At 66.5% G+C, this 15,692-nt stretch carries 17 protein-coding genes; 11 read left to right on the top strand and 6 right to left on the bottom strand.

Annotated elements, in window-relative coordinates:
- The first annotated feature begins 107 nt into the window (after nt 1-107).
- Entirely contained in the window at nt 108-737 is a 630-nt protein-coding gene (locus HV826_RS25430) for a hypothetical protein (RefSeq protein WP_176419568.1), read from the top strand.
- A 51-nt stretch (nt 738-788) separates the two neighbouring features.
- Nucleotides 789-1,208 carry a hypothetical protein gene (locus tag HV826_RS25425; RefSeq protein WP_176419567.1) on the top strand — a complete coding sequence of 140 codons (420 nt, stop codon included), beginning with the start codon at nt 789-791 and terminating at the stop codon, nt 1,206-1,208.
- 521 nt (nt 1,209-1,729) lie between these two features.
- Here HV826_RS25425 and HV826_RS25420 read toward each other — a convergent pair.
- The gene (locus HV826_RS25420; protein WP_176419566.1) at nt 1,730-2,491 is read right to left on the bottom strand and encodes a hypothetical protein; all 762 of its coding nucleotides are present in this window, start codon (nt 2,489-2,491) and stop codon (nt 1,730-1,732) included.
- A gap of 660 nt (nt 2,492-3,151) precedes the next feature.
- Between HV826_RS25420 and HV826_RS25415 the strand changes: the two genes are divergently transcribed.
- Together HV826_RS25415 and HV826_RS25410 are read left to right on the top strand one after the other, a co-directional pair.
- Complete coding sequence (locus HV826_RS25415) at nt 3,152-4,357, top strand: DUF4297 domain-containing protein (protein WP_176419565.1); 1,206 nt, start codon at nt 3,152-3,154, stop codon at nt 4,355-4,357.
- Complete coding sequence (locus HV826_RS25410) at nt 4,354-6,057, top strand: ATP-binding protein (protein WP_176419564.1); 1,704 nt, start codon at nt 4,354-4,356, stop codon at nt 6,055-6,057. Before HV826_RS25415 ends, HV826_RS25410 begins: the two co-directional genes overlap by 4 nt.
- An 899-nt stretch (nt 6,058-6,956) precedes the next feature.
- Here HV826_RS25410 and HV826_RS37440 read toward each other — a convergent pair.
- The gene (locus HV826_RS37440) at nt 6,957-7,343 is read right to left on the bottom strand and encodes a transposase (protein ID WP_255217406.1); all 387 of its coding nucleotides are present in this window, start codon (nt 7,341-7,343) and stop codon (nt 6,957-6,959) included.
- A 160-nt stretch (nt 7,344-7,503) separates the two neighbouring features.
- Between HV826_RS37440 and HV826_RS25400 the strand changes: the two genes are divergently transcribed.
- The 6 genes from HV826_RS25400 (at nt 7,504) to HV826_RS25375 (ending at nt 13,598) form a co-directional block, all read left to right on the top strand.
- Nucleotides 7,504-8,694: a nitronate monooxygenase family protein gene (locus HV826_RS25400; protein ID WP_176419563.1), complete on the top strand. Its 1,191-nt coding sequence runs from the start codon at nt 7,504-7,506 to the stop codon at nt 8,692-8,694.
- A gap of 19 nt (nt 8,695-8,713) precedes the next feature.
- Nucleotides 8,714-9,106, top strand: a complete 393-nt coding sequence (locus HV826_RS25395; protein ID WP_176419562.1) for a hypothetical protein — start codon at nt 8,714-8,716, stop codon at nt 9,104-9,106.
- A 20-nt stretch (nt 9,107-9,126) separates the two neighbouring features.
- On the top strand, nt 9,127-11,454 hold the full coding sequence (locus tag HV826_RS25390) for a hypothetical protein (RefSeq protein ID WP_176419561.1): 2,328 nt from the start codon (nt 9,127-9,129) through the stop codon (nt 11,452-11,454).
- Nucleotides 11,455-11,518: 64 nt separating this feature from the next.
- Nucleotides 11,519-11,905 carry a lactoylglutathione lyase gene (gloA, locus tag HV826_RS25385; protein ID WP_176419560.1) on the top strand — a complete coding sequence of 129 codons (387 nt, stop codon included), beginning with the start codon at nt 11,519-11,521 and terminating at the stop codon, nt 11,903-11,905.
- A gap of 77 nt (nt 11,906-11,982) precedes the next feature.
- Nucleotides 11,983-12,816, top strand: coding sequence for an NAD(+) diphosphatase (nudC, locus tag HV826_RS25380; protein WP_176419559.1), 834 nt, complete (start codon nt 11,983-11,985; stop codon nt 12,814-12,816).
- Between the two features lie 89 nt (nt 12,817-12,905).
- Nucleotides 12,906-13,598 carry a radical SAM protein gene (locus HV826_RS25375; protein ID WP_163785640.1) on the top strand — a complete coding sequence of 231 codons (693 nt, stop codon included), beginning with the start codon at nt 12,906-12,908 and terminating at the stop codon, nt 13,596-13,598.
- 17 nt (nt 13,599-13,615) lie between these two features.
- Here the strand turns inward: HV826_RS25375 and HV826_RS25370 are convergent, their stop codons facing one another.
- Nucleotides 13,616-14,041 carry a hypothetical protein gene (locus HV826_RS25370; RefSeq protein ID WP_255217405.1) on the bottom strand — a complete coding sequence of 142 codons (426 nt, stop codon included), beginning with the start codon at nt 14,039-14,041 and terminating at the stop codon, nt 13,616-13,618.
- 28 nt (nt 14,042-14,069) lie between these two features.
- Nucleotides 14,070-14,408: a hypothetical protein gene (locus HV826_RS25365; protein WP_176419557.1), complete on the bottom strand. Its 339-nt coding sequence runs from the start codon at nt 14,406-14,408 to the stop codon at nt 14,070-14,072.
- A 32-nt stretch (nt 14,409-14,440) separates the two neighbouring features.
- On the opposite strand from HV826_RS25365, the gene HV826_RS25360 reads away from it, so the two are divergent.
- Nucleotides 14,441-14,755, top strand: coding sequence for a hypothetical protein (locus HV826_RS25360; RefSeq protein WP_176419556.1), 315 nt, complete (start codon nt 14,441-14,443; stop codon nt 14,753-14,755).
- Between the two features lie 17 nt (nt 14,756-14,772).
- Here the strand turns inward: HV826_RS25360 and HV826_RS25355 are convergent, their stop codons facing one another.
- Together HV826_RS25355 and HV826_RS25350 are read right to left on the bottom strand one after the other, a co-directional pair.
- Nucleotides 14,773-15,156, bottom strand: coding sequence for a PKD domain-containing protein (locus HV826_RS25355; protein ID WP_255217404.1), 384 nt, complete (start codon nt 15,154-15,156; stop codon nt 14,773-14,775).
- A gap of 82 nt (nt 15,157-15,238) precedes the next feature.
- Nucleotides 15,239-15,511 carry a GIY-YIG nuclease family protein gene (locus tag HV826_RS25350; protein ID WP_176419587.1) on the bottom strand — a complete coding sequence of 91 codons (273 nt, stop codon included), beginning with the start codon at nt 15,509-15,511 and terminating at the stop codon, nt 15,239-15,241.
- Between the last annotated feature and the right edge of the window lie 181 nt (nt 15,512-15,692).

Raw genomic sequence — 15,692 nt, 5'->3', positions numbered from 1 at the left:
CATGCCTCTTTGGTGCAAACCCTCCCAAAGCAGCAAATCCGTATTATTAGAACTTGAAGACTTGTCCTATATGGGCTCCAAATCCTGATTTCGAACAGGAGGGGTCCATGACAGCAGCTCGGCTGGGACGCGTCGCAGCGCTCGGCATGGCCATTGGCTGCGCCGGGGCGCCTGAGCCGAGTGGCACGCGGGACTATTGGCGCTCAGGCCCCCACGTCTACGTGCGCGGCCCCTGGGAAGCCGTCACCCCGTCTTCCGACGTGGACGAGGTCATCGACCAACTCTGCCCTGCTGTCATGGAGTTGCCGCGCGCGATGGAGCGCGACTACGGGCAGGAGTATTGCGGCGCCATCTACTCGCTGGGAGACGGCACCTACTACGCCAGCATGCCCTCCCCCCTGGGTGAGCCTGTCCCCGTGGGCCCGTCGAAGAAGAAGAAGTGCATCCCCCCGCGCTACGTCGTTGACGACAGAGGCCGGGCGATCGTCCTCGGGGACTTCCACAGCCATCCGTGGTCCCCGTCGTCCATGTCGCCCACGGACCGCTTCGCGGCGATGCAGATTTGGAGCATCCGCATCCAGTTCGACCGCGCCTGCACCATCACCAAGCTGGTGCCGAATCTCGGCAGCGAGCAACCCGGAGAGGTCTACCTCCGACAACACAAGCGCTGGAAGTTGGTGGGCATCATCAAGCACGAGGACAAGGGCCTCGGGTTCGTCACTGCGGTGGATGACTGAGGGCTGAGCGTGTCGATGCACATTCGGATTCGTGGCCCGCACGGAGGCCCCATGAAGCGCGTTCTGCTGCCCCTTTTCTGCATCCTCCCGGCATGCGCCCTATTCCAGAAACCGCCGCGCCCGGTCCACGCCCCGCCGGAAGAGGCCGCCGCCGTCGAAATCCCGCTCGCGTTTCCAACTGAGGGACGGCAGGTCATCAACGGAACCACCCTGCGCGCCATCCAGCTCGCCATGGAGGACTACCTCCCATGGGACCGGAAGCTGCCCAGCGACGCCACGCCGCTCTATGAGTGCCTCAACCGCCGCGAGTCCTATGTGGTCGCCGCGGCACCCGCCTCGCCGGGCGTCGTGCTCGTCAGCATCCTCCCGAACCCGGATGCATGCGACATCGCCACGGCACCCATCCTGGACGTGGGCGCCACCTATGCGGTTGATGTGAACGGCTGGCGCATCCTCGCGGTGCAGGAGTAGTCGCGCGAGGAGTCGCCGCCGGGAATGTCGGCATGGCCCGGCGAGGCAGCCGCATGCAACCGCCCCGCCAGATGCGCTACGCGACCTGGTCCTGCCCCTCGCGTAGCGCCCGCACCGTAACCGACCGGATTCCGCTGTCCTGAACGAGGAAGAGTTCCGCTCCGGACCATCAGCCGGGTCGCGACCATTGCGCTTGGCTCAATCCACCCTGGCCCGTACCCGCTGGCACTCGCCGCGTCGACTTCGCGCCAACTTACGCGCCGCCTCCCGCGCCACGCACTCCCAAAGGCGCGCGGCGTAGACCGCCGCGCTCGCTCCCTCGCCCCAAAAGGGCGAAAGTCGAGTCTGAGCAGCTCGCTCCTCGTGGCGCGCGCCGAGCACGGTCCTCGTCGGCCATCAAGCCTCTCGGCACGACGTCCACCGAACGGTTACCAATGGGCCACGTCTCGGCCTACAGCGTGCCGTGCGTCAGCGGGGCGTTCCTCTGGGGCTGCAGGGGGTACCGCTGAGCGGCGAGGGTGTTAGACCTCGACTTCGTGGCAGCTGTAGAAGTCAATGAGCCTGTAAATGCGCTCGGCATACACGATAAATTGCCCGATGTTCGCCAAGATGACGCCCTTGTCCAAGTCAGGCACAATCTGCGGATGCCCGACAAGATTTCGAGTATGACGATAAAAGTTAAAGGCGCCATCAAGGAGCTGTTCTAAGTCCTGTGCCAACGGCATATCCGTTGGCTTTGGTTTCGCTGATTTGTACGAACGCTTGAACTCGTCGTACTTGGCCGAGACCATGCGGTTATTGACACGTGTGAAGAACGCTTCTCGATTCTTCTCTTCTTTGATTCGCCTGCCATAGCTTTCAATCAGGATAAGTATGATTTTTTCACTTGCCGCGCCTAGCATAAACGCAGCGCCTGCTGGGCTGCCTGCCTTGTAGCAACGCAGCGCCTCTTGAAAAAACCACAGAACAACACCGTCGCAAGCTGGAACGCGCTCCTGAAGAGTCTGCGGAAACTTCTCGATTTCGGCTGGAAGGAGGATCCCTGGCGCAGCGTTTCCCCCTTCGATTGATGCTTTGAGCTCCTGTAGCCACTTCTTCAGCGAAGAGTCTGCGCCTTCAACGTGCATCTTTCCTGAGTTAAAGACGACGAGTCCTGCCTTGTTTGATCCTGACTTGGCGATAAATTTCGTAGCGTGCTGAATTTCTTGCTCGCCATCCAAAATAGCGTTCTTCATGAGCGCCTCTCGGACGCTTGTGCAAGCTTTTTCGTCGCCATTCGGCATGAACGGTCTCCCAACGCGGATTGTTGACGCTTAAAGTTCGAAGTGCAGCGGTGCCGACAGCGTAGGCCCGCGAAGTGCAGAGTAGACCACGGCGCTTCGCGGGAGAACAATATGAAAGGCTTGTAAAGGGGTGGCGGGATGGAGCGCAGAGGCCAAAGAGGACCGCAGACGGGGCCGGTCGAACAGTACGCCAAAGGAAGTGCACAGGTCGCGCAGCATCTTGGGCACGTCGCGGCCTGCTGCGTGCCGCGCGTTCCTCTGGGTGGCAAGGTGTATCGCTGGCGTGTCTGGGAGGGATCTAGGCCGGGCGGCTGATCTCCCGCGCGGGCGATAGTAGCCTGCTTATCTAGGAGGTCATGCACCACTGCTGCAACCTATGAGATTGGCCCTTGTGCTCGCGCTGTTAGGGGCAACTGCGCCGCGAACCGAAGAGGCCCCGGCGCGCACGAATGGGAACGCCTTACTCAGCCAATAACAGGAGGTAGGAACTGCGCCTCTGCTGCGCTATAGGGCCGAGCTGGCGCGCCAACGCCCGCCACACTGCGTCAGCCGCACAGCGCTCTGGGTGCGAACAAACCCCCTTTGCGCTGCGCCCCTTATAGGCGATGATGCCTCGCATAGCTGCTTCTTCTTGACTTCCCCAAGCATCGCATCCTCCCAATGATGCACGAGCAACTTGACCTTGCGAATGTCAAGCCGTCTGAGACGGGAGGGCCTCGTGCCTCCAACCGACTCGATTTCCAGAAAAACTGGACCCTTTGCCATCTAGTAGAGCGGCACAAGGAGGGCGCAGACTACGTCGTCGTCTGCGACTACCACGATGACGTTGTCGTACTTATCGGGGTGCCCTCGGCCGCAAAACTTCACTTCTACCAAGTGAAGACGCGTGACGGGAGCCATTGGACAATGGCCCGCCTCACTTCTTCCAAGAAGAAGAGGAAGAAGAAGGGCAAAGCGTCGGCAGAAACAGCTAAGTTGGCCGATGACGTAGTCGATACCAGCACCGCGGATGAAGAAGAAGGTGGGTCGATTCTAGGGAAACTCTACAAGCACAAACTCGGCTTCCTCGATCGTCTAGGGAGCCTAAACCTCGTGTCGAACTGCTGTTTTAAGTTGAGCCTGTCGGACGGGACGAGCAGCGAGTCGAAACCTCACTTCACCTTCGTAGAACTTGACGTCGACGAGAAGAAGGCCGCAGCCGAACGAGTCCAGGCAGAGCACAACCTCACCGAGCAAGCCGAGTTCCCTGAAGCCACGCACTTTATTGTGTCTGACATGACGACAACGGGACACGATAAATCCGCCATCGGCGTCATCGCCACATACCTTGAGTATCGCTATGGCACTTCGGAGAGCTTTCCAGTGGCCGCGATTCACCGGTCACTCTTCGATGAGATCCGCCGACGATCCAACAGGGAAGGAACCTGGGACGATCTTGACCTTCTTTTAAAGCAGAAGGGCGTAAGCCGTTCCGATTTCGAAAAACTGCTGAGCAAGGTCCATCCAAGACGCGACGCCGAGAGCCAGTGGTTAGAACTAAGCAAGGAACTTGAGTCGGCAGGAATTTCAATTCGTCGGCGAATTCGCATCAGCAATTCCTGGCACCGCTATCGCGTCGATCGAATTGACGAATCGAACGAAATCCTTCAGCGACGCAGAGATGCTGTTGTAGCCGTTATTGAGAAAATGATTGCGGACGGTATTGAGGACGTATCGACGGTATTGTCAGAGGTGTCCGTCAAGATTCCAGCGGACCAGGCTTTTGACCCCGAATACACCTGCGCCATGGCTCTATATGAATTCTGCAACATTGAAGACCCGGTCGTACAAAAGACTCATTCGCAACCTCCGGAAGAAGCGCCATGAAGACTTGGAAGCTGCGCGAGATGCTCGTGGTGTCGCCAGTCCAAAGGGCGGCCAGACGCCTAAAGTTCGACCCCGAACTGACAATAATCCGAGGCAAGAATGATACGGGCAAGTCCTCCCTTATCAAGACGATCTTCAATACATTTGGCGCTCGCCCGGCCAGAATAAGCGACCGGTGGAAGGCGCTAAATGTAACGTCACTCGTTCGATTCTCTGTAGGGACCAAAAACTATTGCATCCTGCGAGCAGGAGACCTCTTCGGGGTCTTTGATGACGAAGCAAGGCCGTTGCACAGAGCTGCATCGGTGGGCGAGCTTTCGCCCTATCTTGCTCAGCTTTTTGACTTCAAGCTGAAGTTGCCGGACAGAGCTACCGGCAAACCTGTCGTGCCCCCGCCAGCGTTCTACTTTCTGCCCTTCTATATTGACCAGGACGCTGGCTGGACCGCCACTTGGTCTTCGTTTGCCAATCTCCAGCAATTCCCCGGCGCAAAGAAAGATCTAGCTGAGTATCACGTCGGCATCTTCCCGAACGAATATTACCAACGAAAAGCAGCAAAGGCCGAGTTCCAGCAAAAACTGGAAGAACCTAGAGTAAAGGAGCGCGTGCTGCGCGGCCTTCAGGCCGACATCGAACAAAGGACAAAAGAGACAACCATTGAGTTTGACATTAAAGAGTTCAAGCTCATCATCGACAGACTACTGAAGCGAGCTGAGTCTCTCAAGCAGAGGGAGGACGAGTATCGGACTAACATTGTTGAGCTAAGGAACCGCCTCGACGAGGTGTCAGCACAGCGAGCAATCGTCGAAAGGACTCGCGACGAACTCAGGCTTGACTACAACTACGCCAACGCGGCGCCAGATGAGGTCCAGTGCCCGACATGCGGCGCCGGATATTCCAACCACATTTCAGAACGATTCGAGTTTGCAAACAATGAACAGCAGTGTGTTGACTTGCTTACGGGGCTTGTGAACAAAGCAGCAAAGCTGGAACGAGAAATTTCCACGACGCAGGAGCGATTGACACAGTCAACGGCCGAACTACGTGAGGTAGAGGAACTCCTCGAAGCGAGGAAGGGCGAAGTAACACTCGGCGAACTCATTGAGAGCGAAGGCAGAAAGGGTTTTAGAAAAGCCCTCGAAGCCGATGCATCTATCGTTCAGAAGCAAATCGGAGAACTCGAAGCGACGGTCCGGGGACACGACGAGGAGATGAAGAAGTTCGCGAGCAAGGAGCGTCGACAAGCCATTATCGATAACTACCGGCACCGCATGGAGCACCACCTTATGTTGCTGAACGTCAACAGCAATCACTCCACGCTGCTCAAGCGAATAGACGCAAAGGTCAACGAGACAGGGAGCGACCTGCCACGCTCCATTCTGGCCTACACAATGAGTATCTGGGGAGTAATGAGCAAATACGGATCATCCGAAGCCTTCGCCCCGACGGCCATTGATGCGATCAATCAGCAAGAGCAGGACGACCAGAATCTCGTCAAAATGCTTACGCTTATCCGAGACCATCGTCCCCAGGGCACCCAGTTGGTTATGGGCGTAGTTGACACTAAAGACGTCGAGTTCCCAGGCACGGAAGTGCGCATGACAAAGACGTACAGCGCCCTGCTGGCAAGCGAATTCCAATCCGTCAACGATGAACTATCTCCGTATTTGAACGCTCTTATTGCGAGCCCTCAGTTTTAGCAAGCCGTTGAAGAAGGCTGCGTTGAGGCCCGATAAGCAACCTCGTCGGCACCCGTGGCCCCCCCAGTGGGCCGCCTGCGGCAGTGGCGGACAGCCCCCTTGCCGCATATGCTGCTGCCATCCGAGCCATCCTCAGTAGGTTTTTAGGGCAGCTCCAACGAAGTGGGCGACCATCTGTGTCCTCGTGCAGTACCCCGATGGCCGCGTCACGCTCAGCGATGGAGCCGCGACACCCGCAACTGGACGCCCGCTGGCCCCGTCCGCCTCGGCCCCTCTCCCAACCTCACCCCCGCAGTGCAGGAGTTGAAGCGCATCGGATGAATCCTTTCACGCGACATCTACCTTGACGCTCACCGTTGGGGCAGGGCCTCAATCGGAGTTGCGGCATGGAGTTCCAGGCATGATCAACGCGGGCTGTGCGCCGACATGAACTGAGCGATGCCGAGTGGAGCCGCATCGAGCGCATAAGAGGAATGGGGGCCCTGTTGAGGGGAGGGAGAGTGCAGAGGGGCCGAGGAGGGCCGCTGACGGGGCCGCCCGAGCGATGCTCCCGACCAGTGGACAGGCCGCTTGAGCCCCCTTGGGGCACACGCCTGCCCAGGCCGCGCGCCCATCAGGTGCGTGGCAGGAGCCTTGGCCTGTCGGCTGTCTTGAGCCTCAACACCACACGGCCTGGGGTGGCCCTCGTGCCGGGGCCAACCTCGCACATGCCGTGGGCAAGCCCAGGTGCTCCACAATCGCCCGCACCCCGGGGGCCCCTTTCACGTACGCCAACACCCGCCGCCTGCCTTCACACCTCACGCAGGCGAACACGTCGAAGTCGAACGTCCTCCTGAGCAACTCGGCGGAAGGCCACTCGCGGTGTCCTCTCCTTCACCAGCTCCTTCCTGGCCGCCGCCTCAAGCCCCGCGCTCGCCTCCTGCGCACCTGATTGAGGGACCAGAAATGGCCGCAGTCTGGCGCCTGGAGCGAAGACGCCGTGGAATCTCGTGAGGTTTGCCCCGAGGCGGAGGTACCAGGGACGCTACACGCCGTAGCAGTTCCAGCCCGGTGAAGAGCAGGTGCGTGGTGCCGTCCGGCAGCGGGCGCTTCATCCGATAGGCGATGCGGCCGTCCTCCGCTCGTGACAGCCGCTCCAGCGCCAGCGCACCGCGCGCCCCGTAGCGGCATCGCCGTTCCAGTCCCTGCCTGTCGTTGGCATGCAGGTCCTTGCGTGGGCGGCGGCAACGCCTCGAAGCGCATGCCGCCCTCCCCCGGCACGAAGACGCCTTCCGGCACCAGCGCATCCTACCCCCGGGTTCAAGTCCCGTACTCGCACCAAGCCCCGCGCGCGGCTGTTGCCCGGCAACCAGCCTGGAAGGCCCTCTTCCGCTCCCCGCCTCTGGAACAGCGGGGTTGCTGGTAACCTTGGAGAAGCCGAAGAGCCCGCCAGCTTCAGGAGACCCGATGAACGGAGCGAATGACGGACGTTCCCCGCCCTCTTCCCGTGAATCCGAGCCCGAGGACGAGCACAGTGATGCGGGTCCGGAGCCCCGGCGGCCTCCGATTTATGTCCTGGAAGGCAACACCCTGCACACACGGCTGACGCGCGAGCTGGGGGTGAACTATCCGTTCGTCAGCGATGGCATGCCCTACGTGTCGCTGCCGCCGCTGGTCATCGCCGTGTCGGAAGCGGGCGGCGTGGGCATGCTCGGCGCCGCGCCGGAACCGGCGGACATCCTGGATGTCCGGCTGCAAACCCTCCAGGCAGGCACGCGGCGGCCCTTCGGCGTGAACTTCCTCATCGCCCCGCGGGACGGCCGGCACTCCACCACGCGCGAGCACATCGAGGCGTGCATCGCCCGGCGCGTGCCCATTGTCTCCTTCCAAGGCGGCCTGCCGCCCTCGGAGTGGGTGGCGGCGCTGCGGGCCGCGGGCAGCCGGGTCTGGGTCCAGGCGCCCTCGGGCGAGGTGGCCCGGCAGGCCCTGGCCCTGGGCGTGGACGGGCTCATCGCGCAGGGCCGGCAGGCGTCCGGACTCAACCAGAGCACCACGCCCACCCTGGCGCTGGTGCGTGAGCTGCGCGCGCTGACGGACTCGGTGCCGGTGCTGGCCGCGGGCGGCATCGCCGACGGGCTCAGCGCGGCGCGGGCCCTCTTCCATGGCGCGGACGGCGTCTGGGTGGGCACGCGCATGGTGGCCTCCGTGGAAGCACACGCCCACCCGGCCTACAAGCAGCGCATCGTCGATGGGGACGCGGGGGACACGGACGTCACCACGGTCTTCGGCCTGGAGTGGCCGGGCCACCGCATGCGCGTGCTGCGCAACCGCGTGGTGCGCGAGTGGACGGGACGCGAGGGCCGCGTGCCAATGCCCATGGCGACACCGGAGCGCATCGGCACCACCCGGCTGTTCCCCGGCATCCCAGGCGGCGGCCCCCTTGTCGACGTGCCACCACACAGCGCCTTCGTGCCCACCCCCGACACCGAGGGGGACCTGGAGGAGATGGCCATGCCGGCCAGCGGCGCCAGCATGGCGCGCATCGAGAGCGTGCTACCCGCCGGACAGATTGTGGTGGAGCTGATGGAGCGAGCGCGCCGGGTGCTCGCGGATCCGCATGGCCTGGACGCCGACGCGGATGAGGACGGGCGGGGCTGAATTGGAGTAGAGCGCCCTCATGGGTGCAAGGTGGCGTCGAACGGCGCAGGTCGGCTGGCTGGCTTTCGCGCTGTGCGGCGCCACCGCGGTGGTGCGCGCCTCCACGGCCGAGCTGCCGCCGCGTGAGCGCGCCCTGAACGCGGCCGAGCGCGAGCAGGTGGGCCGCGCCGCCGCGAGCCAGGAGCCGGAGTGGCGCCGCAAGTCGCGCCAGTCCTTTCCCGGCGACCGCTGGTCCCAGGACGATGACTTCGGCGCGTCCGAGCGCCAGTGGGCGCTGGACGAGGCCCGCCGCCGCCGCGTGCCGGTGACGGACGTCCTGGGCGCCATCGACGAGGAGCTGCACGGCCAGCCCGTGTTGCCCCCGCGCAAGGCCACCGCCAGCCCCTGCAAGCCCCGCCCCTTCTACGACTGAGCTCCGGCGCCCTTTCGCCCATGATGCCTCCTCCCCGCAGGCTGCTCCGCTTCTCCCACCGCGCCGCCACCCTCACCAGCGTGCGGTTGGCCCTGTTCGCCGCGCTGGCGCTGGCCGCCGCCTGGCGCCCGCTGCAGCAGGCCGGGGGCATGAACGACTTCCGCGACGCGCACCTGCTGCACTCGTACGAGGACGCGGGGACGCGCACGGTGACGCACTACGGGCAGCTCCCGCTGTGGAACCCGTGGGCCTGCGGCGGGCAGTACGCGCTGGGCAGTCCGCAGACGCGGGTGGCGTCTCCCACGCTGCTCGTGTCCGCGCTCATGGGCGCGCGGACGGCGGAGCCGCTGCTGCTCTGGGCCTTCCTCGTGCTCGGCATGGAGGGCTTCTTCCACTACGCGCGGCGGCGCGTGGGCTCCGCGCTGGGGGCGCTCGGCGCGGCGCCGCTGTTCGGCCTGGCGGGCTTCACCGCGCTGTCATGGTCCATCGGCTGGCTCAACTTCGCGGGCTTCCTGCTGCTGCCCTGGCTGCTGTGGGGCACGCGCCGCGCAGCGGAGGGACAGGTTCGCGGCGCCGCGGTGGTGGCAGGCACCTTCGCGGTGCTGCTGGGCTTCGGCGGCACGTATCCCGTTCCCATGGGCGCGCTCTTCGTCGCGCTGGAGGCAGGGCGCACGCTGTACGGACTGCGCGGGACGCCCCGGCGCAAGTCGGCCCTGTGGGCCCTGGGCGCCACCGCCGCGTTCATCCTGGGCGCCTGCGCGTTCCGGCTGTGGCCGCTGGTGGAGACCATGCGCTCGGCGCCGCGCATCATGGCGGGCACGCCGGGCAACTCCGCGGAGGAGCTGGCGCGCATGCTGCTCCAGATGCCGGCGCGCTCCGGCTACAGCGACCCGGGCAACTTCTTCCTCGCGCCCGCGGTGCTCGCGCTGGTTCCGCTGGCCGCGTGGGCCTGGCGCCGCGCGCTGTACCCGGCGGTGCTGGCGGCGCTGTGCGTGTGGATGGCGGCCGGATACGCCGCGGTGCCCTCGTTGTTCGGCGCGCTGCGGCTGCTGCCCATCTTCGGGACGCTGCGCTATCCGGAGCGCTTCCTCGTGCCCGCCGGGCTCTTCCTGGCGGAGCTGGTGGCGCTGGGGCTCGCCGTGCTGCTGGTGCGCGTGTGGCGCGTGCCGGCCGCGCGCGCGGGGACGTCCTGGTGGCCCACCGCGGCGGTGGTAGCCTGCGTCGTCATCGCCGTGGGCTGGGGCTTTGAGGTGCGCGCCTTCGACCGGCTCAGCCGCTGGTCGCAGTTGGTGCCCTCCCCCGGCCCCGTTCCCGAGGAGGCAGAGCGCCCCTTCGCCCAGGCGCGCGGCAACCGCTGGGCCCAGGGCTACTTCCTGGCGCTCAACCGGGGCTCCATCGCCTGTGGCGAGGCGTGGCCGGTGCCCATGTCCGAGCGCCTGCGCGGCGACCTGCCCCAGGAGGAGTACCTGGAGGACGCCTCCGCGGGCACCGCGCGCCGCGTGGAGTGGACCCCCAACCGCGTCACGGTGGACGTGACCGCCACCCGTCCCACGGTGCTTCTGGTGAACCAGAACTGGCACCCGGGCTGGAAGTCCTCGGAGGGCCAGGTGGTGTCCCAGGACGGGCTGCTCGGCGTGCGCGTGGCGGAAGGGACGCACCGCGTGGTGCTGCGCTTCCTGCCGCGCTCCGGTCTGGGCGGCGCGGGGGTCTCCGCGCTCGCGTGGCTGGGCCTGGGCTTCGTGGCCTGGCGGCTGCGCGGGCGGCTGGGGCCCGCGGCCATCGGCGTGGCCACCGTGCCGCTGGTGGCCTGGGGCGTGCTGCTGGCGACGTCCCCCGAGCCGCTGGCGCGCGCGGTGCCCCTCAACGCGGATGGCTCGCCGATGCGCGTCGCGTCGCTGCCGCCCACCGCGAAGCCCGTGGGCGCGCGGTTCGACGTGCCGGTGGAGCTGGTGGGCGCGGAGCTACCGTCGGCGCCGGACGCGGAGGGGCTGCTCCACCTGGTGCTCTACTGGCGCGTCACCGGGCCGGTGCCTCGCTCCGCGGGCATCTTCGTCCACTTCCCCGGCCCGCCGGGCAGCAAGCGGAAGAACGCGGACCACCCGGTGCTGGGCGGCACCTACTTCTTCGCCGAGGCGCCCCGGGACACGCTCGTGCGGGACGCCTTCTCGGTGTCCACGAAGGACTGGGACGCGGGCGAGCGGAAGGTCCTGGTGGGCCTGTGGCACGCAGGGGGAGATGGCTCACGCATCAACGGACGGGGCGCGGACGGAAAGCCGCTGACGCCGGACCATGTCGAGCTGGGCACACTCACGGTGCCGCCCAAGGCACAGTCCGAGGAGAAGCCCTGAGTCCCCGGGGCAGCGGGCGGCGGGGACGCATGACGCGACGCGATGATGGCGTTATGAAGCGCGCATGCGAATCCTGCACACCATGCTCCGCGTCGGTGACCTCGAGCGCTCGCTCGACTTCTACACCCGGGTCATCGGCATGAAGCTGCTGCGGCGTCACGACTACCCCGACGGCAAGTTCACCCTGGCCTTCGTGGGCTTCGGCCCCGAGGACACCCACCCCGCACTGGAGCTCACGCACAACTGGGGCGTCGAGAAGTACGAGCTCGGCACGGCCTACGGCCACATCGCCCTGGGCGTCAGCGACATCCATGGAACGTGCGAGGCCATCCGGCAGGCCGGCGGCAAGGTGGTCCGCGAGCCCGGCCCCATGAAGCACGGCACCACCGTCATCGCCTTCGTCGAAGACCCGGACGGCTACAAGGTGGAGCTCATCCAGAAGGACCGCTGAGCCCACCGCCGCGCCGTCCCAGGCTCGAAGCTCACGCAACGCCTGCACATCCGGCCCAGGCCCGTTAGTGTGGCGCCGTGAGCTCCGCACCCCTCTTCGTCCCTGAACACACCCCACCCGACCGGCCACGCGAGGGCGCCCTGCTCTTCCTCGCCCGGGGCATGGACGTGCTCGTCCAGGAGCACACGGACGGCATCACCATCCCCACCGGCGCGGCCTTCCCGGAGCTCGCCGCCGCCGCGCACTACCTGGGGGCGCTGGACGGCGTGGACTGCTACGCGGCGGGGTTCGCCAAGGACTTCGCCCCGCCCGACGGCTACAAGGTCGTCGCCGCCCGCTCGCTCTTCAAGCGCGTGGATGACGCCCGCTTCGCCGTGGCGGGCCGCGCGCTCGCGATTGTCGAGTGGGACCTCACCCACCGCTTCTGCGGCCGGTGCGGACAGCCCACCCTGTTGGTCCCGGGAGAGCGCGCCCGCCGCTGCCCGGTGGACAAGACGCCCTTCTATCCCCGCATCGCCCCCGCCATCATCGTCCTCATCACGCGCGGTGACACGATGCTGCTGGCGCAGAACGCCCAATTCCCAGAGCCCATGTTCAGCACGCTCGCCGGCTTCGTGGAGCCGGGCGAGTCGCTGGAAGAGTGCGTGGCGCGCGAGGTGAAGGAGGAGGTCGGCATCGACGTGAAGAACGTCCGCTACTTCGGCTCGCAGCCGTGGCCCTTCGGCCGCTCGCTCATGGTGGGCTTCACCGCCGAGCATGCGGGCGGCGACATCATCGTGGACCGCAAGGAAATCTCCGAGGCGCACTGGTTCAGCCCGGACAACCTGCCGCGCATCCCCCCGAAGCTCAGCATCGCCCGGCAGCTCATCGACGCCTTCGTCGAGCGCGTGAAGGGCCCCGCCGCCCCTTGAGTGCTCCTCGGGCGAGTCAGCAGGCCGCGCTTGACCTGGCGCGGCAGGTTGGGGTTGAAGCGCCCCTCCCCCGAATCAGCGAAGACGCCATGCCCGCAGCGCGCCCACACATCGAGCCCCGACGCGTCCCCACCGCGGACTCCGTGGTGGTGAAGGAAATCTACCTCAGCGTCCAGGGTGAGTCCTCCCACGCAGGGCTGCTGTGCGCCTTCATCCGCCTCACGGGCTGCCACCTGCGCTGCACCTACTGCGACAGCGAGTTCGCCTTCCACGGCGGCGCGCGCCGGAAAATCGCGGACATCGTCAGCGAGGTGCGGGGCCTGCGCACGCCCATGGTGGAAGTCACTGGCGGCGAGCCCCTGCTCCAGCCCGGCGTCTACCCGCTGATGGAGGCGCTGCTCGACGCCGGCTTCAAGGTGCTGCTGGAGACGAGCGGCGCCATCGACGTGCGGCTGGTGCCCCCGGCGGTGCACAAAATCGTCGACATGAAGACGCCCTCCTCCGGAGAGCACCTGCGCAACGACTACCGCAACTTCACGTCGATGAACGCCAACGACGAGCTGAAGTTCGTCATCGGCTCGCGCGAGGACTACGACTGGGCCAAGGCGCTCATCGCCGAGCACCAGCTGCTCCAGAAGCCCTACGGCACCCTGTTCTCCACCGTGTTCGACAAGCTCCACCCGCGCGAGCTCGCCGAGTGGGTCATCGAGGACAGGCTCGCCGTGCGCTTCCAACTGCAGATGCACAAGTACCTGTGGGACCCGAACGCGCGCGGCGTGTGAGCGCGGCGCTGGGGCCCTCAGGCCCCGAAGCCAAAGAAGACGACGGCCAGCCAGCTCGAGGCCAGCCCCAGGTTCAGCCAGCCGAGCCCCGTCGTCACCCGCGCCAGCGTCCTGCCGCGCTCGGCGCCCTCGCCCCGGGCAATGCGGCGCAGCTCCCGCATGCCCAGCACCACGCCGGCCAGCCCCGCCACCAGCGTGGGCAGCGGCAACGCCAGCGAGCACGGCAGGCACACCAGCCCCGCCACGTTGAGCGCCAGCGCCACCTGAATCACCCGCGACGGACGCGCCTCCCGGCGCAGCACCGCCACGCAGGGCGCGCAGTAGGGGGTTTCGCCCACCAGCTCCGTGCAGTCCCCGCACAGGAAGCCGCCGCAGCGCGTGCACGTGGCCACCGCGGCCTCGTCCGGGTGGGTGGCGCAGACGGCGCCGACGGGTGTGCGCACGCGGCCTTCCACGCCGGGCGCCCCGCCGTCAGAAGCCCGTGGGCGGCGTGCGCGAGGCCAGCGCCGACAGGCTGTGCAGGCCCAGCCCCAGGAACACGGCGGCCAGCACGGTGCTGGCCATGAAGCCCGCGACGATGAGGCCCTTGCGCCGGTGCTCGAACTGGCTGAAGGCGTAGAAGGGCATGTAGCAGGGAATCAGCAGCACCATCACCCCCGTGCCCACGCTCCGCCGGAAGGCGTGGACGAGCAGGGTGGCGGCGCAGCCCAGCGCGAGCGCGGCGAACAGAATGGCGAGCGGGAGCAGCGGCACGTTTCCCCCCTTAACACGTTCCACGCTTTGCGGCGCTGGCGTGCACATATTAAGCACGCCCCGACGTCAACCAGCCGAGGTGCCTGCCGATGAACGCCGCCAAGACGCTGCTCAACTTCGTCCTCGCCGGCGCCCTGCTGGGCGTCGTGGTCGCCTCCTGGCTGGGGCCCCACTACCTGGGCTGGAACAACGAGACGCCCTACGCCACCCAGACGATGTGCAACCTGCCCGAGGTCATCCGCCAGACGTCCGCGGACCTGATTTCGTACCAGGTCATCGGCGGGGGCGCGGGCGCGGGCCTCTTCCTCATCCTGGGCGGGCTCTTCGTGCGCCGCACACACCAGCGGGCGCGGGGGCAGGCCGGCCAGACGCCGCCCCCCACGGAGCCGCGCGCCACCTCCTGACGCGCGGCCCGCGGCGCTCAGGGCGACTGGGACGCCGCCGCGTGGACGATGACGCCGGGGCCCTGGGCCACGATGCCACCCCCCTCGCTGTCCAGCACGGTGACCATGATGGCGAAGTTCGTCGTCTCCGACACATCGGGCGCCACCCAGGTGGGGTTGCGCGCGTTCACATCGCTGAAGGTGCCCGCGGGCTCCGCCGGAAGCTGCTTCCACTGGTAGGTCATGGCGTCCCCGTCCGGGTCTTCGACCTCGAAGACGAAGGACACCTCGCCCCCCGCCGCGACGACCTGCGGCGAAGGCCGAGGCCCCGTGGAGACCGCGGGCGGGTGGTTGGCCCGGCAGGACACCCCGAGCCCCAACAGCACCAACGCCCCGAACACCTTCGAGTACGAGTGAGACATGAGCCGGCCCCTTTGCATGGTGGCGCCAGAGTAACGCGCCTGCATCGGGGGAGGTATTGCCCCACCGGCGTGATACAGCCGCTCAGGGGCGCCCCAGCATGCGCAGCTTCTCCGCGCGCGACAGCCGCTTGATGGCGGCCTCCCGCCGGAGCGCCGCGCCGCGGTCCCCCGCGGCCTCGCTCCACACCAGGGTGACGGGCAGCCGCGCCCGCGTGTACGCCGCCCCGCGCCCCCGGCCGTGGGTGGCCAGCCGGCGCGCCAGGTTGCTGGTGGCGCCGGTGTACAGCGTGCCGTCACGGCAGCGCAGGATGTAGACAGTCCACGAGGGCGATTCGTCCGGCACGGCGTGCCGCACTCTACCGCCCCCGGGGACCGCCGTCTCACCCCGCGCCGCGAGCCCGCAGGCCCCGAAGCCGCAACCGCGGCGCACGCGCCCACATCGCTCCGGGAGCCCCCGCCCGCGCCATCACGCCGGACACCGGCGCCAGCGGATCCCCCCTCCAGGCCGCGAGGATGTGCTCCTCGCTGACCAGCCC

Source organism: Myxococcus sp. AM010, from assembly GCF_013372585.1.
Lineage (GTDB): Bacteria > Myxococcota > Myxococcia > Myxococcales > Myxococcaceae > Myxococcus > Myxococcus vastator.
Note: the sequence above shows the minus strand (reverse complement) of the source record. Positions and strands in the feature narration are given on the sequence as shown.

Coding starts and splice junctions, on each gene's coding strand:
- HV826_RS25430 (WP_176419568.1), top strand. CDS start 108: ATGACAGCAGCTCGGCTGGGACGCGTCGCAGCGCTCGGCATGGCCATT.
- HV826_RS25425 (WP_176419567.1), top strand. CDS start 789: ATGAAGCGCGTTCTGCTGCCCCTTTTCTGCATCCTCCCGGCATGCGCC.
- HV826_RS25420 (WP_176419566.1), bottom strand. CDS start 2,491: ATGCCGAATGGCGACGAAAAAGCTTGCACAAGCGTCCGAGAGGCGCTC.
- HV826_RS25415 (WP_176419565.1), top strand. CDS start 3,152: ATGATGCACGAGCAACTTGACCTTGCGAATGTCAAGCCGTCTGAGACG.
- HV826_RS25410 (WP_176419564.1), top strand. CDS start 4,354: ATGAAGACTTGGAAGCTGCGCGAGATGCTCGTGGTGTCGCCAGTCCAA.
- HV826_RS37440 (WP_255217406.1), bottom strand. CDS start 7,343: ATGCGCTGGTGCCGGAAGGCGTCTTCGTGCCGGGGGAGGGCGGCATGC.
- HV826_RS25400 (WP_176419563.1), top strand. CDS start 7,504: ATGAACGGAGCGAATGACGGACGTTCCCCGCCCTCTTCCCGTGAATCC.
- HV826_RS25395 (WP_176419562.1), top strand. CDS start 8,714: ATGGGTGCAAGGTGGCGTCGAACGGCGCAGGTCGGCTGGCTGGCTTTC.
- HV826_RS25390 (WP_176419561.1), top strand. CDS start 9,127: ATGATGCCTCCTCCCCGCAGGCTGCTCCGCTTCTCCCACCGCGCCGCC.
- gloA (WP_176419560.1), top strand. CDS start 11,519: ATGCGAATCCTGCACACCATGCTCCGCGTCGGTGACCTCGAGCGCTCG.
- HV826_RS25375 (WP_163785640.1), top strand. CDS start 12,906: ATGCCCGCAGCGCGCCCACACATCGAGCCCCGACGCGTCCCCACCGCG.
- HV826_RS25360 (WP_176419556.1), top strand. CDS start 14,441: ATGAACGCCGCCAAGACGCTGCTCAACTTCGTCCTCGCCGGCGCCCTG.
- HV826_RS25355 (WP_255217404.1), bottom strand. CDS start 15,156: ATGTCTCACTCGTACTCGAAGGTGTTCGGGGCGTTGGTGCTGTTGGGG.